At 71.2% G+C, this 24,262-nt stretch carries 26 protein-coding genes; 21 read left to right on the top strand and 5 right to left on the bottom strand.

From position 1 onward, the window contains the following. Positions 1-34: 34 nt before the first annotated feature. Positions 35-709 carry a FadR/GntR family transcriptional regulator gene (locus tag ACQP2O_RS49580; RefSeq protein ID WP_433176834.1) on the top strand — a complete coding sequence of 225 codons (675 nt, stop codon included), beginning with the start codon at positions 35-37 and terminating at the stop codon, positions 707-709. Continuing rightward, positions 706-1,890 carry a CynX/NimT family MFS transporter gene (locus ACQP2O_RS49575; protein WP_433176832.1) on the top strand — a complete coding sequence of 395 codons (1,185 nt, stop codon included), beginning with the start codon at positions 706-708 and terminating at the stop codon, positions 1,888-1,890. Before ACQP2O_RS49580 ends, ACQP2O_RS49575 begins: the two co-directional genes overlap by 4 nt. Here ACQP2O_RS49575 and ACQP2O_RS49570 read toward each other — a convergent pair. The 3 genes from ACQP2O_RS49570 to ACQP2O_RS49560 all read right to left on the bottom strand — a co-directional run bounded on the left by ACQP2O_RS49570 (position 1,877) and on the right by ACQP2O_RS49560 (position 3,810). Beyond that, positions 1,877-2,953: a CU044_5270 family protein gene (locus ACQP2O_RS49570; RefSeq protein ID WP_433176830.1), complete on the bottom strand. Its 1,077-nt coding sequence runs from the start codon at positions 2,951-2,953 to the stop codon at positions 1,877-1,879. The two genes, ACQP2O_RS49575 and ACQP2O_RS49570, sit on opposite strands and share 14 nt — an antisense overlap. Next, positions 2,946-3,545, bottom strand: coding sequence for an RNA polymerase sigma factor (locus ACQP2O_RS49565; protein ID WP_433176828.1), 600 nt, complete (start codon positions 3,543-3,545; stop codon positions 2,946-2,948). The genes ACQP2O_RS49570 and ACQP2O_RS49565 overlap by 8 nt, the downstream gene beginning before the upstream one ends. Positions 3,546-3,636: 91 nt before the next feature. Continuing rightward, a complete protein-coding gene (locus tag ACQP2O_RS49560; RefSeq protein ID WP_433176826.1) occupies positions 3,637-3,810 on the bottom strand; it encodes a DUF1272 domain-containing protein in 174 nt (57 codons plus the stop codon). A gap of 61 nt (positions 3,811-3,871) precedes the next feature. Here ACQP2O_RS49560 and ACQP2O_RS49555 point away from each other — a divergent pair, with 61 nt between their 5' ends. From ACQP2O_RS49555 to ACQP2O_RS49510, 10 genes are all read left to right on the top strand, one after another. Continuing rightward, positions 3,872-5,035 carry an acetoin utilization protein AcuC gene (locus ACQP2O_RS49555; RefSeq protein ID WP_433176824.1) on the top strand — a complete coding sequence of 388 codons (1,164 nt, stop codon included), beginning with the start codon at positions 3,872-3,874 and terminating at the stop codon, positions 5,033-5,035. Continuing rightward, on the top strand, positions 5,032-5,847 hold the full coding sequence (locus ACQP2O_RS49550) for a phosphatase (protein ID WP_433176822.1): 816 nt from the start codon (positions 5,032-5,034) through the stop codon (positions 5,845-5,847). Before ACQP2O_RS49555 ends, ACQP2O_RS49550 begins: the two co-directional genes overlap by 4 nt. 108 nt (positions 5,848-5,955) lie before the next feature. Then, complete coding sequence (locus tag ACQP2O_RS49545; protein ID WP_067466901.1) at positions 5,956-6,159, top strand: helix-turn-helix domain-containing protein; 204 nt, start codon at positions 5,956-5,958, stop codon at positions 6,157-6,159. Between the two features lie 135 nt (positions 6,160-6,294). Continuing rightward, a complete protein-coding gene (locus ACQP2O_RS49540) occupies positions 6,295-6,393 on the top strand; it encodes a 30S ribosomal protein bS22 (protein ID WP_018654693.1) in 99 nt (32 codons plus the stop codon). A 125-nt stretch (positions 6,394-6,518) separates the two neighbouring features. Next, a complete protein-coding gene (locus ACQP2O_RS49535) occupies positions 6,519-7,481 on the top strand; it encodes an NAD-dependent epimerase/dehydratase family protein (RefSeq protein WP_433176820.1) in 963 nt (320 codons plus the stop codon). Between the two features lie 10 nt (positions 7,482-7,491). Then, complete coding sequence (locus tag ACQP2O_RS49530; RefSeq protein WP_433176818.1) at positions 7,492-8,439, top strand: lysophospholipid acyltransferase family protein; 948 nt, start codon at positions 7,492-7,494, stop codon at positions 8,437-8,439. 114 nt (positions 8,440-8,553) lie between these two features. Continuing rightward, positions 8,554-9,111, top strand: coding sequence for an RNA polymerase sigma factor (locus ACQP2O_RS49525; protein WP_433176816.1), 558 nt, complete (start codon positions 8,554-8,556; stop codon positions 9,109-9,111). Next, complete coding sequence (locus ACQP2O_RS49520) at positions 9,104-9,991, top strand: CU044_5270 family protein (RefSeq protein ID WP_433176815.1); 888 nt, start codon at positions 9,104-9,106, stop codon at positions 9,989-9,991. Before ACQP2O_RS49525 ends, ACQP2O_RS49520 begins: the two co-directional genes overlap by 8 nt. Further along, a complete protein-coding gene (locus tag ACQP2O_RS49515; RefSeq protein WP_433176813.1) occupies positions 9,988-11,127 on the top strand; it encodes an Ig-like domain-containing protein in 1,140 nt (379 codons plus the stop codon). Before ACQP2O_RS49520 ends, ACQP2O_RS49515 begins: the two co-directional genes overlap by 4 nt. A gap of 45 nt (positions 11,128-11,172) precedes the next feature. Then, positions 11,173-12,144, top strand: a complete 972-nt coding sequence (locus tag ACQP2O_RS49510) for an aldo/keto reductase (protein ID WP_433176811.1) — start codon at positions 11,173-11,175, stop codon at positions 12,142-12,144. Positions 12,145-12,298: 154 nt separating this feature from the next. Here ACQP2O_RS49510 and ACQP2O_RS49505 read toward each other — a convergent pair whose 3' ends face one another. Together ACQP2O_RS49505 and ACQP2O_RS49500 are read right to left on the bottom strand one after the other, a co-directional pair. Continuing rightward, positions 12,299-13,174: an HAD family hydrolase gene (locus ACQP2O_RS49505; RefSeq protein WP_433176809.1), complete on the bottom strand. Its 876-nt coding sequence runs from the start codon at positions 13,172-13,174 to the stop codon at positions 12,299-12,301. A gap of 64 nt (positions 13,175-13,238) precedes the next feature. After that, positions 13,239-13,910 carry a sigma-70 family RNA polymerase sigma factor gene (locus ACQP2O_RS49500; RefSeq protein WP_433176808.1) on the bottom strand — a complete coding sequence of 224 codons (672 nt, stop codon included), beginning with the start codon at positions 13,908-13,910 and terminating at the stop codon, positions 13,239-13,241. A gap of 188 nt (positions 13,911-14,098) precedes the next feature. Here ACQP2O_RS49500 and ACQP2O_RS49495 point away from each other — a divergent pair, with 188 nt between their 5' ends. From ACQP2O_RS49495 to hemL, 9 genes are all read left to right on the top strand, one after another. After that, positions 14,099-15,748, top strand: a complete 1,650-nt coding sequence (locus tag ACQP2O_RS49495; RefSeq protein WP_433176805.1) for an antibiotic biosynthesis monooxygenase — start codon at positions 14,099-14,101, stop codon at positions 15,746-15,748. Continuing rightward, the gene (locus ACQP2O_RS49490) at positions 15,741-15,986 is read left to right on the top strand and encodes a glutaredoxin family protein (protein ID WP_433176803.1); all 246 of its coding nucleotides are present in this window, start codon (positions 15,741-15,743) and stop codon (positions 15,984-15,986) included. The genes ACQP2O_RS49495 and ACQP2O_RS49490 overlap by 8 nt, the downstream gene beginning before the upstream one ends. A 274-nt stretch (positions 15,987-16,260) precedes the next feature. Next, positions 16,261-16,965 carry a redox-sensing transcriptional repressor Rex gene (locus ACQP2O_RS49485; RefSeq protein ID WP_433176801.1) on the top strand — a complete coding sequence of 235 codons (705 nt, stop codon included), beginning with the start codon at positions 16,261-16,263 and terminating at the stop codon, positions 16,963-16,965. 70 nt (positions 16,966-17,035) lie between these two features. Next, positions 17,036-18,388, top strand: coding sequence for a glutamyl-tRNA reductase (locus tag ACQP2O_RS49480; RefSeq protein ID WP_433176799.1), 1,353 nt, complete (start codon positions 17,036-17,038; stop codon positions 18,386-18,388). A gap of 7 nt (positions 18,389-18,395) precedes the next feature. Next, positions 18,396-19,307, top strand: a complete 912-nt coding sequence (gene hemC / locus ACQP2O_RS49475) for a hydroxymethylbilane synthase (protein WP_433176797.1) — start codon at positions 18,396-18,398, stop codon at positions 19,305-19,307. Between the two features lie 47 nt (positions 19,308-19,354). After that, positions 19,355-20,911 carry a uroporphyrinogen-III synthase gene (locus ACQP2O_RS49470; RefSeq protein ID WP_433191425.1) on the top strand — a complete coding sequence of 519 codons (1,557 nt, stop codon included), beginning with the start codon at positions 19,355-19,357 and terminating at the stop codon, positions 20,909-20,911. Positions 20,912-20,932: 21 nt separating this feature from the next. Continuing rightward, a complete protein-coding gene (gene hemB / locus ACQP2O_RS49465; RefSeq protein WP_433176795.1) occupies positions 20,933-21,919 on the top strand; it encodes a porphobilinogen synthase in 987 nt (328 codons plus the stop codon). Between the two features lie 182 nt (positions 21,920-22,101). After that, positions 22,102-22,767, top strand: a complete 666-nt coding sequence (locus ACQP2O_RS49460; protein WP_433176793.1) for a bifunctional DNA primase/polymerase — start codon at positions 22,102-22,104, stop codon at positions 22,765-22,767. 19 nt (positions 22,768-22,786) lie between these two features. Further along, complete coding sequence (hemL, locus tag ACQP2O_RS49455; RefSeq protein WP_433176791.1) at positions 22,787-24,079, top strand: glutamate-1-semialdehyde 2,1-aminomutase; 1,293 nt, start codon at positions 22,787-22,789, stop codon at positions 24,077-24,079. Positions 24,080-24,262 lie beyond the last annotated feature (183 nt).

Raw genomic sequence — 24,262 nt, 5'->3', positions numbered from 1 at the left:
GACGTCTGACATCTGGCAGGAGAGAGGTTCCGGCGTGTCGCTACAGCCGGTGCAACGCGGGTCGGCGGTCGAGGCCGTGCTCGATCAGATGCACGAACAGGTCGCCTCCGGCGCGTGGGCGGTCGGAGACCGGATTCCGGGCGAGCACGAACTGTGCGCCCTGCTGCGGGTCAGCCGGCCCGCCATCCGCGAGGCGATCCGCGCCCTCAGCCACGTCGGCGTGCTGGAAGTGCGCCGGGGCGACGGCACGTACGTGCGCAGCGCCGCCGACCCGCGGCCGCTGCTGCAGCGGGTCGAGCGCGCGTCCCTGCGCGACGTCTTCGAGGTCCAGCTCGCGTACGACGTCCAGGCGGCCAAGCTCGCGGCGGTGCGCCGCACCGAGGACGACCTGCGGCGTCTCGAAGAGCTCCTGCACGACCGCGACGCCGCCGAGGACCCGGCCGTCTTCGGGGAGGCGGACTCCCGGTTCCACCTGGGCGTCGTCGAGGCGGCCGGCAACCCGCTGCTGGCCGAGGCGTTCCGGTTCTTCCGGCACCGGCTGCGCGAGTCGCTGAGCGTGCTCCGGGAGGACCGTGACCTGCCCGAGGCCGGTCCGGCCGGGCACCACGCCGTGCTGGCGGCGATCGCCGAGCGCGACGCCGAGGCGGCCGGCCGCGCGGCGGCCCGCGTCGTCGAACCGACCCTTCGCGCGCTGGAGGAGGTCCTGTGAGGCGTTACGCCGGGATCGCGCTGATCGTCCTTGTCGCGCTGAACCTGCGCCCGGCGATCGTCGCGGTCGGCCCGCTGCTCAGCCAGATCCAGGGCGACCTGGACCTGTCGAGTACGGCGGCGGGCGCGCTGACCACGCTGCCGCTGGTGTTCTTCGGCTCGTTCGGGCTGGTGCTCCCCCTGCTGCGGCGCTCGCCGCGCGGGGAGCCCATGCTGGTCGGCAGCATGCTCCTGCTCGTCGTCGCGCTGCTGGTGCGCGTGCTCCCCTCGCAGGCGGCGCTGTTCGGTGGGGCGCTCCTGGCCGGGATCGCGATCAGCGTCGGCAACATCGCCGTCCCGGCGATCATCAAGCGGGACCACCCGCAGAAGATCACGGCGGTCACGGCGATCTACACGATCGCGGTGACCTGCGGCGCGGCCCTCTCCTCGGCCGTGGCGGTGCCGGTCGAGCACGCCACCGGGTCGACCTGGCGGCTTCCCCTCGCGCTGCTGGCCATCCCGGCGGCCCTGGCCGGGCTCGCCTGGCTGCCCCGCGCCCGGACGGCCGCCGCGTCGGTGCCGCCCGCCGCCGGATCGCCGCAGGTCTGGCGCTCCGGGCTGGCCTGGCAGGTCACCGCGTTCATGGGAATCCAGTCGCTGGGAGCGTACGTCGTCTCCGGCTGGCTGCCGACCCTCTGCCAGGACCGTGGGCTGAGCGAGACCGCGTCCGGATACGCCCTCGGCGTCACCAGCCTCCTCCAGGCCGTGGGCGCGCTGGCCGTGCCGGTGATCGAACGCCGGCTGCGCGATCAGCGGCCCCTCGTCGTGCTGACCATCGCGCTGGGCATTGTCGGCTTCGCCGGCACCGCCTGGGCGCCGATCGGCTCGGTCTGGCTGTGGATCATCGTGCTCGGGCTGGGACAGGGAATGGGGTTCGCCACCGCCCTGTCGTTCATCGGCCTGCGCGCCCCCGACGCGCACGTCGCCGCCCAGCTGTCCGGGATGGCGCAGGGCGTCGGCTACGTGATCGCCGCCCTCGGCCCGCTCGCCATCGGCGCACTGCACGACGCCACCCATGGCTGGACCGTTCCATCCATCGTGATGCTGCTCGTGATGCTGACCCTGGTGGTGCCCGGCCTCGGCGCCGGCCGCTCCCGCACGATCGGCGCCGAACCCGAGCCCGTCCTCGTCAGCCGTTCTTGACCGCCGGCGCGCTGTCGGCGACCCGGACGCTCAGCTGAGCGGTCGACTCCGTGACCGTCCCGACGGGCGCCTGCGCCTTCTTGGCGTCGACGACCACGGTCCGTTGGCCGAGGAACGTGTAGGTCCGGCGGTCGAAGATGTACTCCGTCCGCTCGCCCGCCGTCGGCTCGACCCTGGCGACCGCCACGCCCGTACGGCCGGCGGCGTCTTCGGCCGACCCGACGGCCTCCGCCCCGGGAATGGTCGCGGCGGCCCGGAACAGCGCCGCGCGCTGGGCGGCCGGCATGTACGCCTCCGAGAGCATGCCGCCGACGCGCGACCACGCCTCCAGATCACCCTGGGCGGTCCCCGGCTTCAGCTGCGTGTACAGGTGGGCCCGCATGCCCTTCGGGTCGGCGGGCAGCCGGCTCAGGTACGCGTAGTCGTTCCGCAGGTACTCGGCCCGGTAGTCGAAGTCGGCGGCCCGCGTCGGACCCGTCGTCCCGACCTCCTGCCGGGCTTCGGGCGGGATCGGCCAGTTCCCGTACTGCTTGGGCGGCAGGCCCTTCTCCACCAGGACGCCGCCGGTGGCCCGGCCGGACACGGGCAGCCAGATCGTCCGCTTGGCGCGGCTGAGGTAGCGGGAGTGACCGTGTTCCTTCGAATTCGAATCGGTGCTCTCCATGGTCTGCGATTCGAAAACCAGGAACTGGCCGGGCCGTGGGTGCAGTTCACGCTGCCGGCTCGCCGCGTCGGCGGCGTGGCCGAGGGTCTGGACGACCGCGACCGGCACGGCTTGCGGCAGGTACGACGATCCCGGGCCGCGCGAATGCACCCCGGTGAGCGCGACACCGGCGACGGCCGCGGCGGCCAGCCCGCCGGCGACACCGGTCACGACGACCGGCCGGAAACGAACCCGTCCGGTCGGCCACTCGAAGCGGCGCGGGCGCCCGGAGCCGTCCAGCCGCTCCGAGCCGGGAGCGGCGATCTCGGCCAGCAGACGTTCCTCCTCGGCGCGCAGGTCCGTCGGAGCGGGCCGGGGCACCTCCGCGCGCAGCAGGTTCAGCTGAGCCATCTCATCCATGATCGAATTCCTCGCTGACAGAAGTGGGATCGACGCCGCCGAGTTCCGCGCGTAGCTTCTTCCGAGCCCGGTTGACGCGGGAGCGCACCGTTCCGACCGGCACCCCGAGGGCCTGCGCGGCCTCCTGGTAACCGAGGTCGCCCCAGGTCACCAGCAACAGTGCGTCGCGGTGACCTGCGGGCAGCCTCCTCAGAGCGGCGGCCAGGCGCCTCCGTACGGCAACGGCGCTCACCCGCTCGTCGGAGCGGGCGAACGGATCGGTGACCGGGTCGCTCCCGGTCCGTTCGAGGGCGCGCAGTTGCCGCACCTCCGTACGCTGGTGACGCCCGATCCGGTTGGTCGCGATGCCGTACAGCCAGGGGCGCGCGCTCGACCGGGTCAGGTCGTAACGATCCCGCTGCCGGAACGCCGCCAGAAAGGTCTCGGCGACGACGTCCTCGGCGGCGTCCGCGCCCAAGCGGCGGATGACGTACCGCTTGATGTCGGGCGCGTGCCGACGGAACACCTCGGCGAACACTTCGGGCTCTCGCCGTGACCGCTCGATCACGGAGGCGTCGTCGACCTCTGTGGCGGTCCGGCTCGTCTCGCTCATATCCGGCCTCTCGGCTTTCGTACAGGACGACCGTTGTTGCCCGCCCGGAGGCGGCCGGTTCCCGCGAGAGCGCCGGGTCAGCGGATCTGGTTCAGATGCGTGTGGGGCGGCGGACCAGTTCGCCGGCGCAGTTGGGGCACTTGTGGGCGAGCTGCCGGGTGCAGCGCCCACAGAACGAACACTCGTAGCTGCAGATGTAGGCCAGGCCGTTCTGGTCAAGGGTTGCGGCGCAGCGTTCGCATGCGCCGCGCATCTCGAGCGCCATGATCGCGGAGCCTACCGCTAGCGTTATGGGCGAGCGGAGCGATCCCATTGATAGGGGAGGCATGCCGGTGAGTACCTCGTTTCGGGTTTTCTGGGACGACCGGCTCGTGTCGTACGACTTCGGGGCCGAGCACCCGCTGAACCCGGTCCGTGTCGAGCTGACGATGGCGCTCGCCCGCGACCTCGGCGTGTTCGACGCTCCCGGCGTGTCGGTCGAGGGGTTCGAGCCGGCCGACGACGCGCTGCTGACGCTCGTCCACGACCCGGCCTACATCGAGGCCGTACGGGCGGAGCGGCTCGACGTCGCGCGCGGGCTCGGGCTGGCCGACAACCCGGTCTTCTCCGGCATGCACGACGCGTCCGCGCTGGTGGCCGGGGCGTCGGTGGCGGCGGCGCGGGCGGTGTGGACGGGCGAGGCCGAGCACGCCGCCAACATCGCCGGCGGGCTGCACCACGCCATGCACGGCGCGGCCTCCGGGTTCTGCGTGTACAACGACCCGGCCATCGCCATCGCCTGGCTGCTGGAGCAGGGCGCCGAGAAGGTCGCGTACGTGGACGTCGACGTCCACCACGGCGACGGTGTCCAGGCGGCCTTCTACGACGACCCGCGGGTGCTCACGATCAGCCTGCACGAGACGCCGCGCACGCTCTTCCCCGGGACCGGAACACCCCAGGAGACCGGCGCGAAGGGCACGTCGGTCAACGTCGCCCTGCCGCCGGGCGCCGGCGACCGGCACTGGCTGCGCGCCTTCGACGCCGTCGTCCCGCCGCTGCTGCGGGAGTTCGCCCCGGAGATCCTGGTCACTCAGCAGGGCTGCGACAGCCACGAGCTCGATCCGCTGGCCCATCTGACGCTGAGCGTCGACGGGCAGCGCGCCGCGTACCAGGCTCTGCACCGGCTGGCCCACGAGACGGCCGGCGGGCGGTGGGTCCTGACCGGCGGCGGCGGTTACGAGCTCGTGCACGTGGTCCCGCGCGCCTGGACCCACCTGCTGGCCGAGGCGTCGGGGCGGCCGATCCCGCCCGACACGCCGACCCCGGAGTCGTGGCGCGAGTTCGTCCGCGACCGCACCGGGCGGCGCGCGCCCGAACGCATGACCGATGGAGCCGACACGGAGGTGCGAACGTGGGAGAACGGGTACGACCCGGCGGATCCGGTGGACCGAGCGGTGATGGCGACACGGCAGGCGGTGTTCCCGGAGCACGGCCTGGACCCGATGACGTGAGTCTCGCGGACCAGCCGGTGCCGACCCGTGACGAGCTGCGGGAGCACCTGGTCCGCACGCTCATCGCGGGGCCGGTCGCCACGCCGCGTCAGGGCAACCTCCTGCACTACCGGCGGATGGCGGCGCGCAAGCCGTACTACCAGTTCGGTCTCGAACTGGAGAACGACTGGACGTTCGACGAGATCTTCGCGCTGATGGTGAAGAAGTGCGGGATCGACCCGGACCCGTCGCACCTGTACGGGGACGACACGATCGACCCGGACCTCACCATCGACGCCTTGGAGGCCATGGCCGGGCGGCTCAAGGAGGCGGCGGAGCGCCGGGAGACGGTGCTGCTGGCCACCGGGCATCCGGCGGGGCTGCTGCCGGTGTACCTCGCGGTGGGCCGGGCGCTGCGGGCGCGGGGCTGCCGGGTGCTGACGCCCGCGGCGGGCTGGGCGTACGACGTGGAGACGCCGCGCGGGGTGGAGAGGCGGCACATCCGCTACATCGAGGGCGTCGCGGCGCTGAGCGGCGGCGCGTCGCTGCACCATACGCATGATCCGCATCCGATGCGCGCGATTTTGCGAGAACTTTCCGAGGCCGCCGGACCGTGGCCGGATCTGGCCATCGCGGACCACGGATGGGCCGGTGCGGCCGGTCAGGCGGGCGTCGACACGGTGGGCTTCGCGGACTGCAATGACCCCGCCCTGTTCGCGGGGGAGGCGGAGGGCAAGGTGCACACTGTGGTACCGCTGGACGACAACGTGCTCCCGCATCACTACACGCCGCTCACTGTGTATCTTTTGACACACTCGATGCTGATTGATTGAACTCCCCTCTTGCGACTCGCGATTCACGATTTACGCTGGAGGAAAGTACACGGCCGTGATCAAAGTCACCCAAAGGTCTGACGCGCGGCGTGTGGAAGAGGGCGTCCGATGAGCTCAGGCGAGCGACCTCTGAGCGAGGTCAGGTTTCTGACTGTGGCCGAGGTGGCGTCGGTGATGCGGGTGTCCAAGATGACCGTATACCGCCTCGTTCACTCGGGAGAACTACCGGCGATTCGCGTGGGACGATCGTTCCGCGTACCAGAACAGGCTGTCCACGACTATCTGCGGGACGCGTACATCGAAGCGGGCTGACGCGCGGCCGCCGCGGCATGGCGGCGGCCCGCGCGACCGATCGGCGTCGAGGCGGCGGTACCCTTGGGCACCGGGCCATGTGCCCGCCAAGGGTGCTGATCGCCCGTCTCCTGCTGATCATCGAGTGAGGGTTCCGTGGGCTCTGTCATCAAGAAGCGTCGTAAGCGCATGGCCAAGAAGAAGCACCGTAAGCTGCTGAAGAAGACGCGCATCCAGCGTCGCAACAAGAAGTAACGCAGCCGTCCACGGATGGGGGGACACCGGTGCCTTCGACGCGTCCCTCCGCGAGCGCAGCGTCAGGCCCCGGCGCGAGCCGGGTGGTCCTGGTCACGGGCGTGTCCCGGTGGCTCGGAGCACGAGTGGCCGACGCACTGCAGGCCGAGCCGGGCATCGAGCGGGTCATCGGCGTCGACACCGTGCCGCCCGCGGCGCCTCTGGGGCGCACCGAGTTCGTCCGGGTCGACATTCGCACACCGAGCATCGCCAAGGTCATAGATTCGGCGCGGGTGGACACGGTCGTGCACCTCAACCTGGTGACCATGACCGCGGCCGCGCGGATGACGACCAAGGAAGTCAACGTCATCGGCACGATGCAGCTGCTGGCCGCCTGTCAGCGGTCGGCGGCCATGCGCAAGATCGTGGTGCGCTCGTCCGCGGCGGTGTACGGCTCGTCGCCTCGCGACCCGGCCGTGTTCACCGAGCAGGACGAGCCGGTGGCCCCTCCGACGCACGGCTACGCCAAGGACGCGGTCGAGGTCGAGGGGTACGTCCGCGGCCTGGCCCGGCGCCGCTCCGACCTGACGGTCTCCGTGCTGCGCTTCGCGAACTTCCTCGGCCCTAACGTCGACAATCCGCTCAGCCGCTACTTCCATATGCCGGTGGTGGCGACGGTGTTCGGCTATGACCCGCGCCTGCAGTTCATCCACGAGGACGACGGGGTCGAGATCCTGCGCCGGATGGCCGTAGAGGACCATCCCGGCTGCTTCAACGCGGCCGGCGACGGCGTCGTGCTGCTCTCTCAGGCCCTGCGCCGGGCCGGGCGGGCCATGGTCCCGCTCCCGGCGAACGCCGTGCAGACGCTCGGCGACGTCGGCCGCCGGTTCGGCGGGCTGAAGGGTTTCTCGCCCGAGATGCTGCGCTGGCTGACGTACGGCCGCGTGATCGACACGACCCGGCTGACGGACGAGCTCTCCTGGCGGCCCAAGTACAGCTCCGAAGAGGCCTTCGCGGATTTCGCCGATTCGCAGGGGCTCGGCCGCAGCCTCCCGACGGAAATCTTTGACCTGGTCACCGGCGGGGTAGGGGGCCTCAGCAGGAGGTGACCGCAATCTGATGTCCGAGGAAGCGAGAGCGGAGATGCGCCACGAGGCCGAGGTGATCCCGCTCCACGGCGACAAAGGTGCCGACCGGCAGCGCGGCGACCGCGGTACCGAGCCGCCGGGAGAGCTCGAGCAGAAGATCGCGGGGGCGCTCCGGTTCGTGCGCCACCGGCTGAGCGGCGACTACCAGGTCGACGAGTTCGGTTTCGACCCGGAGCTGAACGACCGCCTGCTGATGCCGATGGCCCGGCAGCTGTACGAGCGGTGGTTTCGCGTCGAGATGCTCGGGCTGGAGAACGTCCCCGACGAGGGGCCCGCCCTGGTCGTCGGCAACCACTCCGGCACGCTGCCGCTGGACGGCGTCATGCTGCAGGTCGGGCTGCACGACCACCACCCGGCAAAGCGCAACCTCCGCCTTCTCGGCGCCGACCTCGTCTATCAGATCCCGGTGCTGGCCCACCTGGCCCGCAAGAGCGGGCACACGCTGGCCTGCCAGGCCGACGCCGCGCGCCTCTTGGGAAAGCGCGAGCTGGTCGGGGTGTTCCCCGAGGGGTTCAAGGGCGTCGGCAAGCCGTACAGCCAGCGGTACAAGCTTCAGCGGTTCGGCCGGGGCGGGTTCGTCGCCACCGCGCTGCGCGCCCAGGTGCCGATCATCCCGGCCGCGATCGTCGGCGCGGAGGAGATCTACCCGAAGATCGCCGACCTGCGGCCGATCGCCCGGCTTTTCGGCCTCCCGTACTTCCCGATCACACCGACGTGGCCGATGTTCGGGCTGCTCGGCCTGGTGCCGCTGCCCTCGAAATGGATCGTCGCGTTCGGTGAGCCGATCATGACGGACGAGTACGCCCCCGATCAGGCCGACGACCACATGACCGTGCTCAACCTGACCGACCAGGTCCGCGAGACGATCCAGAACATGCTGTACGACCTGCTCCGCCGCCGCGCCTCGATCTTCTTCTGACCGGCGGCCGGCGGGGCCGGCGCGGAAAAACTCGGAACAAAGATCATCTGTTCGGGCAATCAATACCGTACGCCCGCCTGAGCAGAAGAGTTCCATGAGAAACACGAGTCGCCGGTGATCGCGGCGGTGTCCGACGACGCCGAAGTGATCAGTGCCTCCGCCACTGACCCTGAGCGGTTCACCGAGCTTTTTCACCGGTACGCCACCGAGATCCACCGCTACATCGCGAGCCGGCTCGGCCCGGACGCGGCCGACGACCTGATGGCCGAGACGTTCCTGCAGGCCTTCCGGCAGCGTGACCGGTACGACGCGGCCCGCGCCGGAGTGCGGGCCTGGCTGTACGGGATCGCCACCAAGCTGATCAGCCGACAGCGCCGGTCCGAGCTGCGGTTCTACAAGGCCATCGCGCGCACCGGCGTCGACCCGGCCGTCGAGTCGCCCATGGAACGGGCGACCGACCGGCTGTCCGCCGAGGGCATGCGCGGCGATCTCGCGGCGGCGCTGACCCGGCTCAACCAGGGCGAGCGGGACGTGCTCGTCCTGGTCGCCGCCGGCGGCCTCGGATACGAGGAGATCGCGCAGGCCCTGGGCGTGGCGGTGGGGACCGTCTCCTCGCGTCTCAACCGGGCCAGGGCGAAGATGCGAGCGGCGCTGGAGGCCCACCGTGGATGAGCTGGAGACCCTTGGGCGCAGGTACGACCGCATCGGCCCACCCCGGCAGGAGGCCCTGGAGGCCGCCGAGGCGCGCCTGCGCGACGCCGTACGGGCGGAGCACAGGCCCGTCCGGCGGAGGCGCAGAATGGCGCTGCGGTTCGCCGCCGCGGCGATGGGCACCGCCGTGATCGCGACGGCCCTGACATGGAGCCAGGACGAGGATCCCGCGCGACGGCCGGTCGCCAACGCTGCGGAGCTGGCCAGGCAGGCCGAGACCCGCTCGCGGAGCGAACCGGTCGTCACCGTACTCCCGCAGCAGTGGGCGTACGTCAGGACGATGATGGTCGACCGGCGGGTCACCGAGTCCTGGACCCGCATGGACGGCAGACGTGCGCCCGGGGTGCGACGGCCGCCCGCGCCCAGCGCGATGGTGCTGACGGAACTGCCCGCCGATCCGGGCGCAGCGCTCGCCCGGCTCTACGCCGAGGTCGACCGCATCAAGCGGCTGCCCACCGGCCGCGGGCGGGTGCCGGTGTACGCGCCGGGGATCTTCGGCATGCCCCGCGATCAGGCGGTGTTCCGCCTCGCGGTACTGCTCTGCCAGGACTACTACGTGCCACCGCGGGCCCAGGCCGCGCTCTATGGCGCGCTTTCCCGGCTCCCGAAGGTCGGCGTGCTCCCGGATGCGACGGACGCGGCCGGCCGTCACGGCACGGCTCTCTTCACCACCGCGAGCGGTGTGCGGACCGAGCTCATCGTGGATCGCCGTTCCTACCGCTACCTCGGCGGTCGAACGATCATCACCGATGACAACGGCACCGGCCGGCCGAGGATGACCATGATCTTGACGGCGCAGCTGTCGGCGGCGCTCGTCGATCGACCTGGAGAACGTACGTGAAGATCACCAAGCTGGCCGCGGTCGCCGCGCTCGTCCTGGCGGCCGGCTGCTCGACCAGCGAGGCCGGAACGAACGGCCGGGACGGCACCGGCGCCGCGGACGCCACCGTGAGGATCAGCGCCTCCGGCGACCGGGTCCGCCCGGACGGGGGAGTCACGGTCACCGTGTCCGGCGGCACGCTCACATCCGTCACCGGAGCCTCCGGGGGATTCAACCCCGACCGAACCTCCTGGAAGACGACCTGGACCTTGAAACCGGGCACCTCGTACACGGTGACGGCCACGGCCCGGAATCCCAAGGGCAAGGTCACCGCGGTGACGAGGGCCTTCCGAACGACCCGGGCGCCGCACACGCTGGGCATCGCGAGCGTCACCCCGGCCGCGGGCGAGAAGGTCGGCGTCGGAATGCCGATCATCGTCGACTTCACCGGCCCGGTGGCGAACCGCGCCAACGTCGAGAAGGCCCTTGAGGTCAGGGCCACCAAGGGCGATGAGGGGGCGTGGAGCTGGGTCTCGGACCGGCGGGTCGTCTACCGCACCCATGCGTACTGGCACCCGCACCAGGCGATCGCCTTCACCGCCCACCTGACGGGCGTACGCGCGGCCAAGGACACGTACGGCGTGCGCGACGTCAAGCGGTCCTTCACCATCGGAGCCTCGAACGTCACCGTGGCGAACGCGAAGACCCACTACATGACCGTGAACCACGACGGCACGGTGAAGAAGTTCAAGATCAGCGCCGGTAAGGGGGACAAGCCGGACACCATCACCACCAACGGAATCCACCTCACCAGGGAGAAGGAGCGGGTCACCACCATGACGGCGACCTGCCAGGGGCAGCCGGGTTGCGACAACTACCAGGAAAAGGTCCACCTGGCGGTGCGGATCACGTGGGGCGGCGAGTACGTGCACCAGAGCGTCGGCCAGTACTACTACCTCGGCAGGCAGAACGCCAGCCACGGGTGCGTCCGCACCACGCCCGAAGGTGCCCGCTACTTCTTCGACATCTCTCAGCTCGGTGACATCGTCGATGTCACCAAGACCACGCGGAGATTCGCCGACGAGCCGTACGCCGACGACTGGAAGTTCTGGACGCGGTCGTGGAGGCAATGGCTGGCCGGCAGCGCGCTGCGCTGACCGCGACTTGACTTAGAGCGCGCTCTAAGGGGGAGTCTGGTCGCCATGGAGAAGAGAAGACTGGGTACGCAGGGACTCGAAGTGTCGGCGCTCGGCCTGGGCTGCATGGGCATGACCTGGGCGTACGGTCAGGGCGACGACGAGGAGTCCATCGCCACGATCCACCGGGCGCTGGAGCTCGGCGGTGACTTCTTCGACACGGCCGAGATCTACGGCCCCTGGACGAACGAGGAGCTCGTGGGCCGGGCGCTCCAGGGCCGCCGCGACGAGGCGGTCATCGCCACGAAGTTCGGCTTCGAGCTGGGCGAGAACGGCGAGCGCCGTGGTCTGAACAGCCGCCCCGAGCACATCAAGCAGGTGCTCGAGCAGCAGCTGCGGCGTCTCGGCACCGACCACGTCGACCTGCTCTACCAGCACCGCGTCGACCCGGAGGTGCCGATCGAGGACGTCGCCGGCGCCGTCGGCGAGCTGGTCCAGGAGGGCAAGGTCCGCTTCTTCGGCCTGTCCGAGGCCGGCGCGGAGACGATCCGCCGGGCCCACGCCACGTTCCCCGTGTCGGCCCTGCAGTCGGAGTACTCGCTGTGGGAGCGGGGCCTGGACGACGAGATTCTCCCGGCCGTCCGGGAGCTCGGCATCGGGCTCGTGCCGTACTCGCCGCTCGGGCGCGGCTTCCTGACCGGCGAGGTCCGCCGGGCCGAGGAGTACGGGGAGGACGACTACCGTCGCAACGACCCGCGCTTCCAGGGCGCCAACTACGACGCCAACGTGAAGGCCGCCGAGGCCGTCCGGGACCTGGCCGCGCGCAAGGGTGTGACGGCGGCGCAGCTGGCCCTGGCCTGGCTGCTGCACCAGGGACAGGACGTCGTGCCGATCCCCGGCACCAAGCGGCGTACGAGGCTCGAGGAGAACCTCGGCGCGGCCGAGATCGAGCTCAGCGAGGCGGAGCTGAAGGAGCTGGAGCTGCCGGTCGCCGGCGCCCGCTACCCGGAGGCGATGCTGCGCCTCAGCGGCCGCTGAGCGGACGCCGCAGGCCCGCCAGGGAGACGCCTCCGGGCGTTCCCCGGCGGGCCGCGCCGTCTGCGTGCCCTGAAGCCTTGGCGGGCCTCCAGGCGTCGGGTACGCCCGTCCTGGGCGTGCTCGGCGGGTGAGGGCGGCGGTGCGCCGCTCCGGTTCAGCGGTCGCGGTAGTGGCGGCGGAGCGCCACCCCGGCGGCGACGCCGCCCACGAGGGCGCCCGCTCCGGCGGCGACCGGCAGCGCGGCCATGGTGGCCTTGCGGCCGGTACGGAAGTCGTGGACCGGCCAGTCGTGCTCCCGGGCGTGCTCGCGGAGCTCGGCGTCGGGGTTGACGGCGCGAGGGTTGCCGACCGCCGTCAGCATCGGCAGGTCGTTGTAGGAGTCGCTGTACGCCGAGCAGCGCGACAGGTCGAGGCCCTCGCGCTTGGCGAGCGCCCGTACGGCGCCGGCCTTGGCGGGACCGTGCAGGAGGTGACCGACCAGCCGCCCGGTGTAGACGCCGTCCTCGGTCTCGGCGACGGTGCCGAGGGCGCCGGTCAGGCCGAGCCGGTGGGAGATGATCCGGGCGAGCTCGACCGGCGTGGCCGTGACGAGCCAGACCTGCTGGCCGGCGTCCAGGTGTTTGAGGGCGAGGGCGCGCGTGCCGTGCCAGATCCGGTCGGCCATCTTCTCGTCGTAGATCTCCTCGCAGAGGCTGACGAGCTCGCTCACGCTGCGCCCGGCCACGAACGCCAGGGCGGCCTCGCGCGCGGTGCTGATGTGCTCGGCGTTCTCCGAGCCGCGCACCCGGAACGACGCCTGGCCCAGCGCGAACAGCGCCAGGTCGCGGAAGGTGAACAGCTTGCGGGCGGCGAGGCCGCGCGCGAAGTGGTAGATGGACGCGCCTCGGATCAACGTGTTGTCGACGTCGAAGAACGCCGCGGCGCCGGGGTCGAGCACCGGCGGCGGCGCGTCGACCTCCGCGGCCGCTGCCGCCGCCTCACCTGCCAGTTCGGCGTCATCGGCATCGTCACCCCATGGCCACAACCGCATGAGTCGAGGGTAACCACTTTCGATCAGCCGTAATCGACAGGGACCGTTAACCGTCGGTGTCTCTTCAGCTGTTCTTGCGGGAACCTCGGGCGTTCCCGCAAGACTCGTCGGTGTCTCTATCGGGTGGGATGGCGCGGGCGAGGGAGCGCACGGCGCGGTGCTGGAGCGCCTTGATCGCCCCGCTGTTCTTTCCCATGACCATGGCGGTCTCGGCGACCGACAGGCCGTGCAGGAACCGCAGGACGACGCACTCCCGCTGTTCCGACCCCAGGGCCCGGACCGCCGAGAACAGCGCTCGGTAGGTGAAGGCGTCGAGGACGGCGCGTTCGGGCCCCTCCTCCCAGCGGTCCCCCGTATCGGGCTCCGCCGTGCAGATCTCCAGCCGGTACCGGCTGGACTTGAAGTGGTCCAGGACGAGATTGCGGGCGATGGTGACGAGCCAGGCGCCGAAGTCCTTGCCCTGCCAGGTGAACACGCTCATCCGGCGCAGCGCCCGCAGGAACGTCTCGCTGGTGAGGTCCTCGGCGAGGGGGTGGGCGCCGACGCGGTAGTAGACGTAGCGGTAGACGAGGTCGACGTAGCGGTCGTAGAGCGCGGCGAAGGCGTCCGACTCGCCGGCCCGGGCCCGGAGTACGAGTTCGCGCAGCTCATCCTGGTCGACGACGGTCTTCGGGATGACCGTGCCGACGGCCGCCTCGGGGGACACCAGAGGGGGATCGAGGGTGAGACTGCGCATCCAGTACTCCTCGGTGCTGAGCGGCCACCGGATGTGTCGCACATGCTAGATACCGGCGAGTAACGTTGGCAATGGCGACCGATGATGAATCAGTTGGTAAATGCGCTCATGCAGCGCATAGCGATTTCCTGGGGCGGACCGGGCGATCCGGTACCTGTCCACTCCAGTGATCGGGCAACATGGGGTCGATGGTCAACGTCGCGGTGGCACTTCTGGCGACCCTCGCCGCCCTCGGGTGTGCGGGGCTGCTCGCCATGCGCGCGTTCCCCGAACGGCGGATCTACCTCTTCGCCTGGACGGGCACGCTCGCCGCCCTCGGCCTCGCGCTGGGCGCGATGACCGCCGGGTACGCGACCGGCTTCTCGCCCGCACTGCTGCGGTTCGTCGAACTGTTCGGCGGACTGCTGGCACCGTTCAGCCTGGCGCTCGGCGTCGTCGAGCTGGTGGCCCGCACGGTGCAGGCGCGTTTCGCGGCGCGGCTCATCGCCGGCTCGTACGTCGTCGTGGCCGTGGTCATCATCCTGCTCGACCCCATCATCGGCACCTTCGGCAAGAGCCTGCCGAAGGTCCCCGGCCACTATTCGTCGCTGCCCAAGCTCATCCTCGACGGGGGCCACGTCTTCGCGGTCGTGTCGCTCGTCTCCTGCGTCGCGGTCACCGCGATGCGCGGCAACAAACGCGATCGCGCCGCCACCGAGATCATGATCACCGTGGCCATGGTCGCGCTCGCGGGCGTGCTCGTGGTCACCGCGACGCGCGGCTTCCTGCCCGGACCGCTGGCGCCGCTCGCGCTCGGTGGCGCCGTCGCCCTGATCTGGTTCGGGACCGCCCGCGTGCTGCCGCAGCGGGCCCACGATGACGAAGACGAATACGAAGAAGAAGCGGAGCCGTACGACGAGATGGCCAACTACGCAGGGCAGCCTCCCCACGGACGGCAGCCGCTTCCGCCTCAGAGCACTCCTCCTCAGGGCCCGCCGGCGGGCGGGCAGTACTCCGGCCAGCCGTCGTTCGCGCCGGCGCCCGGCATGTCGGGGCCGATGCCGTTCCCCGTCGGGCAGTACGGCCGGATCACCATGTACACGTTGCTCGACGGGCACCAGGACGCGTTCGACCGGCTGGCCATCGAGGTCACCCGCGCGGTGATCGAGCGTGAGCCGGGCACCCTGGTCTACGCCTGCCACGCGGTCGACAACGCCCCGCTGCAGCGGATCTTCTACCAGCTCTTCCACGACGCCGCCGCGGTGGAGAACCACACGCGGCAGCCGCACGCCCAGCGGTTCGCATCCGAGGCGCGGACCCACGTCGCGGGCACGAACGTCATCGAGCTGACCGCCACCGCCGCCAAGGTCACGCCGCCTCCCGAGGCCCAGCGGCCGCCGCAGAACGGCCATCGTCCGGCGCAGAACGGCCACCGTCCCCCGCACGAGGGCGCCCGCCCGGCCTACGAGCCTCCGCGCCCGGCCCAGGAGCCGCCCAGGCCGCAGTACTCCACGGGGGAGTCACCCAGGCCCCAGTACTCGACAGGAGAGTCACCGAGGCCCCAGTACTCGACGGGAGAGTCACCGAGGCCGCAGTACTCGACAGGGGAGTCACCCCGGCCCCAGTACTCCACGGGAGAGTCGCCCAGGCCGCAGTACCCCGCCCAGCGCCCGATGCACGATCCGAATCGCCTGCCCAACGACATGACCGGTCCGCGCCCGGCGCCGCACGACATGACCGGTCCGCGTCCGGCTCCCCATGACACGACCGGTCCGCGTCCGGCGCCGCCGCGGCCGAACGGGCACCAGTCCCCGCCGTCGCACCCGTCGAACCCGTCCGTACGCTGGCCTCATGGCTGACACGTCCCGCGTCCTGCTGCTCGGAAAGCCGGGCTGCCACCTGTGCGATGACGCGCGCGAAGTGATCGCGCGCGTCTGCGGGGACCTCGGCGTCGGCTGGGAGGAGCGCGACATCACCGCCTCCGAGGAGGACACGCGGCGCTACTGGGACCAGATCCCGGTCACGTTCGTCGACGGCGTGCAGCACGACTTCTGGCGAGTCGACGAGGGCCGCCTGCGCACCGCCCTGAGCTCCTGACCGTCCGCCTTTACCGCAGGTGCCGGTGAGGTGTCGATGTCTCCTTGGTCACATCCTCCGCGGCCGGGAGAAGCGGCCGCTGCGCCGGGGAGACGCCGCTGAGCTGCGCGCCGACAGGGTTTCCGAGGTCGTCCGGCGGTCCGGAGGCGGCCGAACGGCGTACGGCCCGACTTTGTGCGCGTGTTCACAAAGGCTTAATCTGAGAAAAGTCCAGGCGACCGGGCCCCGGGCGACTTAGGACCGGCCGCGTCGTCGAGTCCCGAAGAGCAGGCTTGTGACCCGTCGATCCATCCTCGGTGCGCGAAACCGGGGCATCCCAGAGGCGACCGTGGCCAGGCTCCCGGTCTACCTCCGCGCCTTGCACACGCTCGCCGAGCGCGATGTCGTCACCGTCTCGTCGGAGGAGCTCGCCGCCGCCGCGGGCGTCAATTCTGCCAAGCTCCGCAAGGACCTGTCCCACCTCGGGTCGTACGGCACCCGGGGTGTCGGCTACGAGGTGCAGTACCTCGTCTACCAGATCTCCCGCGAGCTCGGCCTCACCCAGGACTGGTCGGTGGCCATCGTCGGCCTCGGTAACCTCGGCCGCGCCCTCGCGGGGTACGGCGGGTTCGCCTCCCGCGGGTTCCGGATGGCCGCTCTGCTGGACGCCGATCCGGCGATCGTGGGGGAGCGCATCAACGGCCTGACCGTCGAGCACATCGACAAGCTCGAGCGTGTGATCACCGACTGCGGGATCTCGATCGCGGTCCTGGCGGTGCCCGCGCCGGCCGCCCAGGCGGTCTGCGATCGGGTGGTGGCGAGCGGGGTCACGAGCATTCTGAACTTCGCCCCTGTTGTCCTGACTGTGCCAGATGGCGTCGATGTGCGTAAGGTCGACCTGTCGATCGAGCTTCAAATCCTCGCGTTCCACGAGCAGCGGAAGGCCGGAGGCCCCGCCGGAGTGGAACAGGAGTATCTCGAGGCGGTGGATGGCCAATGATCCAAGCGGGCGTGCCGACACGGCTGCGTACGCGCTGGTCAGGGGCGACAGGTGAGGGACGGGAGCACCAGTGAGCATTCTCGTGGTCGGGCTGAGTCACCGCAGCGCCCCCGTCGCGCTGCTGGAACGCACAGCGGTCACCGGCGAGCGGCTCGTCAAGCTGCTGCACGACGTGCACGGCGCTCCGAGCGTCAGCGGCGTCGTGGTGGTCTCGACGTGCAATCGCATCGAGGTGTACGCCGACGTCGACAAGTTCCACGCGGGCGTCTCGGCCATCTCCGAGCTGCTCTCCCGGCACTCGGACGTGCCGCTGGACGAGCTGTCCCGGCACCTGTACGTCCACTATGAGGAGCGTGCGGTCCAGCACGTCTTCTCGGTGGCCTGCGGCCTGGACTCCATGGTCGTCGGCGAGGGCCAGATCGCCGGTCAGCTTCGCACCGCCCTCAAGCTCGCCCAGAAGTACGGCACCGTCGACCGGGCGCTGAACGAGGCGATTCAGCAGGCGCTGCGCGTCGGCAAGCGGGCGCGGAACGAGACCGGCATCGACCGGGCGGGCGCGTCCCTCGTCAGCGTGGGCCTGAGCCGGGCAGGGACCCTGGAGGGTAAGCGGGCCCTCGTGGTGGGCGCCGGTTCGATGAGCTCCCTGGCGGTCGCGACTCTCGCCCGGGAAGGCGTCGGCGAGATCGTCATCGCCAACCGCACCTTCGAACGCGGTGTCCGCCTGGCCGAGGCGACCGACGCACCGGCGCGGGCGATCCGGCTCGCGGACCTGCGGGAGGCGATCGCCGAGGCGGACATCGTCGTCTCGTGCACCGGCGCCACGGGCCTCGTCATCACCCCGGACATGCTCCAGGGCCCGGTGTTCGTGCTCGATCTCGCCCTGCCGCACGACGTCGACCGGGCGGTCCGCGACCTACCCGGCGTCACCCTCGTGGGCCTGGACGACCTCAGCGAGGACGACGACGCGCCCGCCGAGGCCGACACCGACGCCGTCCGGCGGATCGTGTGCGAAGAGGTCAAGGCCTTCCAGCTCGGCCTCGTGGCGGCGACGGTCGCCCCGACGGTGGTCGCGCTGCGCAGCAAGGCGGCAGAGGTCGTCGAGGCCGAGCTCGGCCGGCTCGGCGGCCGGCTGCCCGAGCTGGACGACCGGGCGCAAGCGGAGATCGCCCAGACCGTACGCCGCGTCGTGGACAAACTGCTGCACGCCCCGACCGTGCGCGTGAAAGAGTTGGCGGGTTCCCCGGGCGGCGACACGTACGCCGACGCGTTGCGCGAACTCTTCGATCTCGATCCCAAGGCCCCGGAGGCGGTCATCCGGGCAGAGGACGTCCCGAGCGCTGAGCGAGGCGTGGGCGCCGAGCGAACGCTCCGGAGTGGCCAGGTGCGCCACGAGCCCGGCCGCGGAATGAGTGAGGAACGCTGAGCGAGGCATGAGCACGACATTGAAACTCGGTACCCGGCGCAGCCTGATGGCGATGACCCAGTCCGGGCTGGTCGCCGACGACCTGACCGCCCGTACCGGCCGAGCCGTGGAGCTCGTCGGCGTGACCACCGAAGGCGACGTCTCGAAGGCGCAGCTGGCCCAGATCGGCGGCACGGGCGTGTTCGTCAACGGGCTGCGCGAGCGGCTCCTCTCCGGTGAGATCGACTTCGCGGTGCACTCGCTGAAGGACCTGCCCACCGGGCCCGCCGAGGGCATCGCGCTCGCGGCGGTCCCGCCGCGCGACGATCCGCGGGACGCCCTGTGCGGGCCGGCCAAGCTGGCCGACCTGCCGCGTGGCGCCAGGATCGGCACCGGGTCGCCGCGCCGGATGGCGCAGCTGCGCGCGCTCCGCCCCGACCTCGACGTCGTGCCGATCCGCGGCAACGCCGACACGCGGCTGCGGAAGGTCACCGACGGCGAGGTGGACGCGGTCGTGCTGGCGTTCGCGGGGCTGACCCGGATCGACCGGCTGGAGGCCGTCTCCGAGATCTTCGAGCCGGACCAGATGCTGCCCGCGCCGGGTCAGGGCGCTCTGGCGGTGGAGTGCCGGGCCGACCGCGCCGATCTCATCGAGCTTCTCGCCACCCTCGACGACGCCCCGACCAGGGCCGCGGTGGCCGCCGAGCGGGCGCTCCTGGCCACGCTCGAGGCGGGCTGCTCGGCCCCCGTGGGCGCATACGCTGCGTGGTATGACGAAATCGTGCATCTGACCGGCGTCGTTGTCGGGTATGACGGTGAACGGCAGATTCGGTTGTCCGAAAGCGGTTCCCCTGACGATTCCGAGCGCCTGGGACGCGATCTCGCGCTCCGGATGCTCGCGGAGGGGGCCGACCAGTTGATGGGGGAGCGCACATCTTGAGCCCCGCGAGCAAGAAGGTCGTGAACGACGAGGGCGAGGCCCCCGCGATGTCCGGCGCGACGGCGTCCGGCGAGCGGCAGGGCAGGGTGGCCTTCGTCGGAGTCGGCCCGGGCGATCCGGAACTCCTGACGCTTCGTGCGGTCAGAATCCTCGGCGCGGCCGACGCCATCGTGGTCCACGAGACGATGGCGCCGCTGTTCAGCGCGCACTTCAACCCGGCCGCCGAGGTGATCGGCCCGGCGGGGGCGAGCCTCGTGAGCCTGGCCCGCTCGGGCAAGGTCGTCGCCCGGGTGCTCGGCGGCGACCCCGGCCTGAGCTGCGCCCTCACCGAGGAGGCCAAGGTCTGCGCCAGGTCCAAGGTCCCTTTCGAGATCGTCCCGGGCGTCTCGTCGGTCACCGGCGTCCCCGGGTACGCCGGCATCCCGCTGATCGACGGCAAGCACCGTGACGCCGTGGTCGTCGACGCCCAGGAGGGCGGCGTCGACTGGAGCGCCCACGCCGGTGCGGCGACCCTCGTGATCCTCGGCGCGGAGAACACCATCGGCGAGATCGCCAAGGGCCTCATGGTCGCCGGGCGGTCCGACACGACGCCGGTGGCGGTCACCTCGATGGGCACGACGACCGAGCAGTACACCATCGACTCGACCCTCGCGAAGGTCGCCTCCGACACCAAGCACCTGGAGTCGCCGGCGCTGCTCGTCGTCGGAGACATCGTCCGCTGGCGCGAGAAGCTGTCGTGGTTCGAGACCAAGCCGCTGTTCGGCTGGCGGGTCCTCGTGCCTCGTACGAAGGAGCAGGCGGCCTCGCTGTCCGACCAGCTCCGCTCGTACGGCGCCGTCCCCGACGAGGTGCCCACCATCTCGGTGGAGCCCCCGCGCACGCCCCAGCAGATGGAGCGTGCCATCAAGGGCCTGGTCACCGGCCGCTACGAGTGGGTCATCTTCACCTCCACGAACGCCGTGCGCGCGGTGCGCGAGCGGTTCGAGCAGTACGGTCTGGACGCCCGCGCCTTCGCCGGCCTGAAGGTCGCGGCCGTGGGCGAGCAGACCGCCGCCGCGCTCGTGGAGTTCGGCGTCAAGCCCGACCTCGCCCCGAAGGACCAGCAGTCCTCCGACGGCCTCCTGGAGGTCTGGCCGCCGTACGACAAGGACCTGGACCCGATCAACCGGGTGCTGCTGCCGCGCGCCGACATCGCCACCGAGACGCTCGTCGCCGGGCTCACCGAACTCGGCTGGGAGTGCGACGACGTCACCGCCTACCGGACCGTACGCGCCGCTCCGCCGCCCGCGCCGATCCGCGAGGCGATCAAAGGCGGCGGGTTCGACGCGGTGCTGTTCACCTCGTCCTCGACCGTACGGAACCTCATCGGCATCGCCGGCAAGCCGCACAACGTCACCGTGATCGCCTGCATCGGGCCGCAGACCGCGCGCACCGCCGAGGAGTACGGCCTGCGTGTCGACGTCATGGCCGACAAACCCTCGGTCAGTGCCCTCGCCGAGGCGCTCGCGGAGTACGGTGCCAAGCGGCGGGCCGCCCAGGTCGAGGCCGGCGACCCGCTCCGCAAGCCGAGTGAGATGCGCCGCGGCGCACGCCGGCGCAAGTAATCGCCCTGAGAGAAGGTCACCGTGACCGCGCAGTTCCCTGTCGTACGCCCCCGCCGGCTTCGCCGCACCCCGGCGCTGCGGCGTCTCGTCGCCGAGACGCACCTGCACCCGAGCGACCTCGTGCTGCCGCTCTTCGTGAAGGAGGGCATCACCGAGCCGCAGCCGATCGCGTCGATGCCGGGCGTCGTGCAGCACACCAGGGAGTCCCTGCGCAAGGCGGCGCACGAGGCGGTGGAGGCCGGCGTCGGCGGGCTGATCCTGTTCGGCATCCCGGCGGTCAAGGACGGCCGCGGCTCGGCCGCCGACGACCCGGCCGGCATCGTGCAGAAGGCGCTGCGCGACCTGAGCGGCGACCTCGGCGACTCCACGGTGATCACGGCCGACCTGTGCCTCGACGAGTACACCGACCACGGGCACTGCGGCATCCTCACGGCCTCCGGTGAGGTCGACAACGACGCCACCCTGGAGCGTTACGCCTCCATCGCCGTCGCCCAGGCCGCCGCAGGCGTCGACGTCGTCGCCCCGAGCGGCATGATGGACGGCCAGGTCGCCGCGATCCGTACGGCCCTCGACGAGGGCGGCTACGGCAACGTCGCGATCATGGCGTACGCCGTGAAGTACGCCTCGGCGTTCTACGGGCCGTTCCGCGAGGCCGCCGAGTGCGCGCCGCAGTTCGGCGACCGGTCGGCGTACCAGCAGGACCCGTCCAACGCCGAGGAGTCGATACGAGAGGTCCTCCTGGACCTCGACGAGGGCGCCGACGTCGTCATGGTGAAGCCGGCGCTGACCTACCTCGACGTCATCCGCCGCGTGCGCGACGCGGTCCACGTGCCTGTCGCCGCGTACCAGGTCAGCGGCGAGTACTCCATGGTCGAGGCCGCCGCCGCCCAGGGTTGGATCGACCGCGACCGAGTGATCATGGAGACGCTCGTCTCGATCCGCCGCGCGGGCGCCGACATCATCCTCACCTACTGGGCCACGGAGGTCGCACGCGCCCTGCGCGCCTGACTTCGAACCCTCATTCGCTTCCGCGGCCGGGTGACCACCTCACCCGGCCACTCCGCTCGCCGCGGCGGGTCACTCCGTGACCCGCCCGGTGACGGGTCACGGCTTCGCCGCTTTTCGGGGGTTCCCGCAACCCGCGAGACACCGGCGCGCCATCATCGGAAGAGGAGCGGAGGGGGAGCAGGATGCTGGATGTATCAGCGAAGCGAACGAACCGGTCGGCCGGCCGCCGCAAGACGGGCGAGTCGGTCCGACGTGAGCGCATGGCCACTGCCGTCCAGGAGTATGCCGCCCTGGGCTGGCCCTGTTATCCGGGTGAGCATACCGGCGACGACACCCGGGCGTGTTCCTGCGACCGGATCGGCTGCCCGTCGCCGGCGGCCCATCCTCGGTCGCAGGTGTGGCAGCGGCAGGCCACGGTCGACGCCGACACGCTGGCGCGCTGGTGGATGACGGACCCGGACGCGAACATCGTCCTGCCGACGGGCCGGGTCTTCGACGTCTTCGACGTCCCGGCCAAGGCGGGTCGGGCGGCGCTCGAAGAGATGGAGCGGGAGGGCGTAGCGGTGGGCCCGGTCGCCAACCACGGTGACGAGCGCTATCTCTTCTTCGTCGCCACTCGTGGCGCGCCCGTCGACGAGGACGAGTGGTGGTCCTGCCACCTCGATACCGTCCCCGAGAGCATCGAGGACAGCCCGGGAATGCGCTGGCACTGCCGGGACAGCTACGTCCTCGCGCCGCCGTCGGTGCTGCCGTTCGACCGTACGGTGACCTGGGTCAAAGAGCCGTACGACGCGCCGCTGCCGGACCCGGTGCGGCTACTGGAGATCCTGGCCGACGCCTGCGATTGACGTCTGGGAGACTCGTGGGGTGACTTCCACGAATCGTTCCGAAGCACTGTTCGACCGGGCAGGTGCGGTCATACCGGGCGGAGTCAACTCCCCGGTGCGCGCCTTCGGGGCCGTGGGCGGCACCCCGCGGTTCATGGCCTCGGCCCGCGGCCCGTACCTCGTCGACGCCGACGGCAACGAGTACGTCGACCTGATCTGCTCGTGGGGTCCGATGATCCTCGGCCACGGGCACCCGGAGGTCGTCGAGGCCGTCCGGCGGGCCGCCGAGCACGGCACCTCGTACGGCGCGCCCACCGAGGGCGAGGTCCTGCTGGCCGAGGAGATGGTGGCCCGCACGCCGATCGACAAGGTCCGCCTGGTCAACTCGGGCACCGAGGCGACGATGTCGGCGATCCGCCTGGCGCGCGGCTTCACCGGGCGCTCGAAGATCGTGAAGTTCGCCGGGTGCTACCACGGGCACGCCGACGGGCTGCTGGCCGCGGCCGGGTCGGGGGTCGCGACGTTCGGCCTGCCCGACTCGCCGGGCGTCACCGGCGCGGCCACCGCCGACACGATCGTGCTCCGCTACAACGACATCGCCGCCGTCGAGGAGACGTTCGGCGAGCACGGCCACGAGATCGCCTGCGTCATCACCGAGGCGTGCCCGGCCAACATGGGCATCGTCCCGCCGACCGAGGACTTCAACGCCGCCCTCAAGGGCATCTGCGAGCGGTACGGCGCCCTCCTCATCATCGACGAAGTGCTGACGGGCTTCCGTGTCTCCCGCGCCGGCTGGTACGGCCTGGAGGGCGTCCAGGGCGACCTGTACACCTTCGGCAAGGTCATGGGCGGCGGCCTGCCCGCGGCGGCGTTCGGTGGACGCGCCGAGATCATGGACCGCCTCGCCCCCGCCGGCCCCGTCTACCAGGCGGGCACCCTGTCCGGGAACCCCCTGGCCACCGCCGCCGGCCTGGCCACGCTCCGCGCCGCCACCGACGAGGTGTACGCCCGGATCGACCACGCCGCCACCGTCGTCGCCGAGGCCGCGACGGCCGCCCTGACCAAGGAGGGCGTGCCCCACCGCCTGCAGATCGCGGGCAACCTCTTCTCGATCTTCTTCACCGACGAGGCGGTCCTGGACTTCGAGCACGCCCAGCGCCAGAACACCCGCCGCTACGCCGCGTTCTTCCACACGGCCCTGGACCACGGCGTCTACCTGCCCCCGTCGGCGTACGAGGCCTGGTTCCTGTCAGCCGCCCACGACACCGCGGCTCTGGACCGCATCACCGACGCCCTGCCTCACGCCGCCCGCGCCGCCGCCGAAGCCCCCTGACCGGCGACTCAGAAGAGACCGAGGCGGGGGCACTGTTCGCATAAGCCGAATACATCTTCGTGAAAAGCGAACATCGAACGCTCGTGACGGGGCTTCAATGCCGTCGCGGTTGCCTGTTTGCCGCCATTGTGGACGGACCGATCCGGGCGATTCGGGCGGTCGTACGTCCATGGTGGCGGCAAT

Source organism: Actinoallomurus sp. CA-150999 (assembly GCF_050942425.1).
In the GTDB taxonomy this organism is placed as follows: Bacteria; Actinomycetota; Actinomycetes; order Streptosporangiales; family Streptosporangiaceae; genus Actinoallomurus.
This window is presented reverse-complemented; position numbering and strand designations above follow the sequence as displayed.

Excerpts from the sequence above, each read along its gene's own strand:
- ACQP2O_RS49570 (WP_433176830.1), bottom strand. The coding sequence starts at position 2,953 with ATGGATGAGATGGCTCAGCTGAACCTGCTGCGCGCGGAGGTGCCCCGG.
- ACQP2O_RS49560 (WP_433176826.1), bottom strand. The coding sequence starts at position 3,810 with ATGGCGCTCGAGATGCGCGGCGCATGCGAACGCTGCGCCGCAACCCTT.
- hemC (WP_433176797.1), top strand. The coding sequence starts at position 18,396 with ATGAGCACGACATTGAAACTCGGTACCCGGCGCAGCCTGATGGCGATG.
- ACQP2O_RS49490 (WP_433176803.1), top strand. The coding sequence starts at position 15,741 with ATGGCTGACACGTCCCGCGTCCTGCTGCTCGGAAAGCCGGGCTGCCAC.
- ACQP2O_RS49530 (WP_433176818.1), top strand. The coding sequence starts at position 7,492 with ATGTCCGAGGAAGCGAGAGCGGAGATGCGCCACGAGGCCGAGGTGATC.
- ACQP2O_RS49505 (WP_433176809.1), bottom strand. The coding sequence starts at position 13,174 with ATGCGGTTGTGGCCATGGGGTGACGATGCCGATGACGCCGAACTGGCA.
- ACQP2O_RS49470 (WP_433191425.1), top strand. The coding sequence starts at position 19,355 with ATGTCCGGCGCGACGGCGTCCGGCGAGCGGCAGGGCAGGGTGGCCTTC.
- ACQP2O_RS49500 (WP_433176808.1), bottom strand. The coding sequence starts at position 13,910 with ATGCGCAGTCTCACCCTCGATCCCCCTCTGGTGTCCCCCGAGGCGGCC.
- ACQP2O_RS49460 (WP_433176793.1), top strand. The coding sequence starts at position 22,102 with ATGCTGGATGTATCAGCGAAGCGAACGAACCGGTCGGCCGGCCGCCGC.
- ACQP2O_RS49510 (WP_433176811.1), top strand. The coding sequence starts at position 11,173 with ATGGAGAAGAGAAGACTGGGTACGCAGGGACTCGAAGTGTCGGCGCTC.
- ACQP2O_RS49495 (WP_433176805.1), top strand. The coding sequence starts at position 14,099 with ATGGTCAACGTCGCGGTGGCACTTCTGGCGACCCTCGCCGCCCTCGGG.
- ACQP2O_RS49565 (WP_433176828.1), bottom strand. The coding sequence starts at position 3,545 with ATGAGCGAGACGAGCCGGACCGCCACAGAGGTCGACGACGCCTCCGTG.
- ACQP2O_RS49545 (WP_067466901.1), top strand. The coding sequence starts at position 5,956 with ATGAGCTCAGGCGAGCGACCTCTGAGCGAGGTCAGGTTTCTGACTGTG.
- ACQP2O_RS49555 (WP_433176824.1), top strand. The coding sequence starts at position 3,872 with ATGCCGGTGAGTACCTCGTTTCGGGTTTTCTGGGACGACCGGCTCGTG.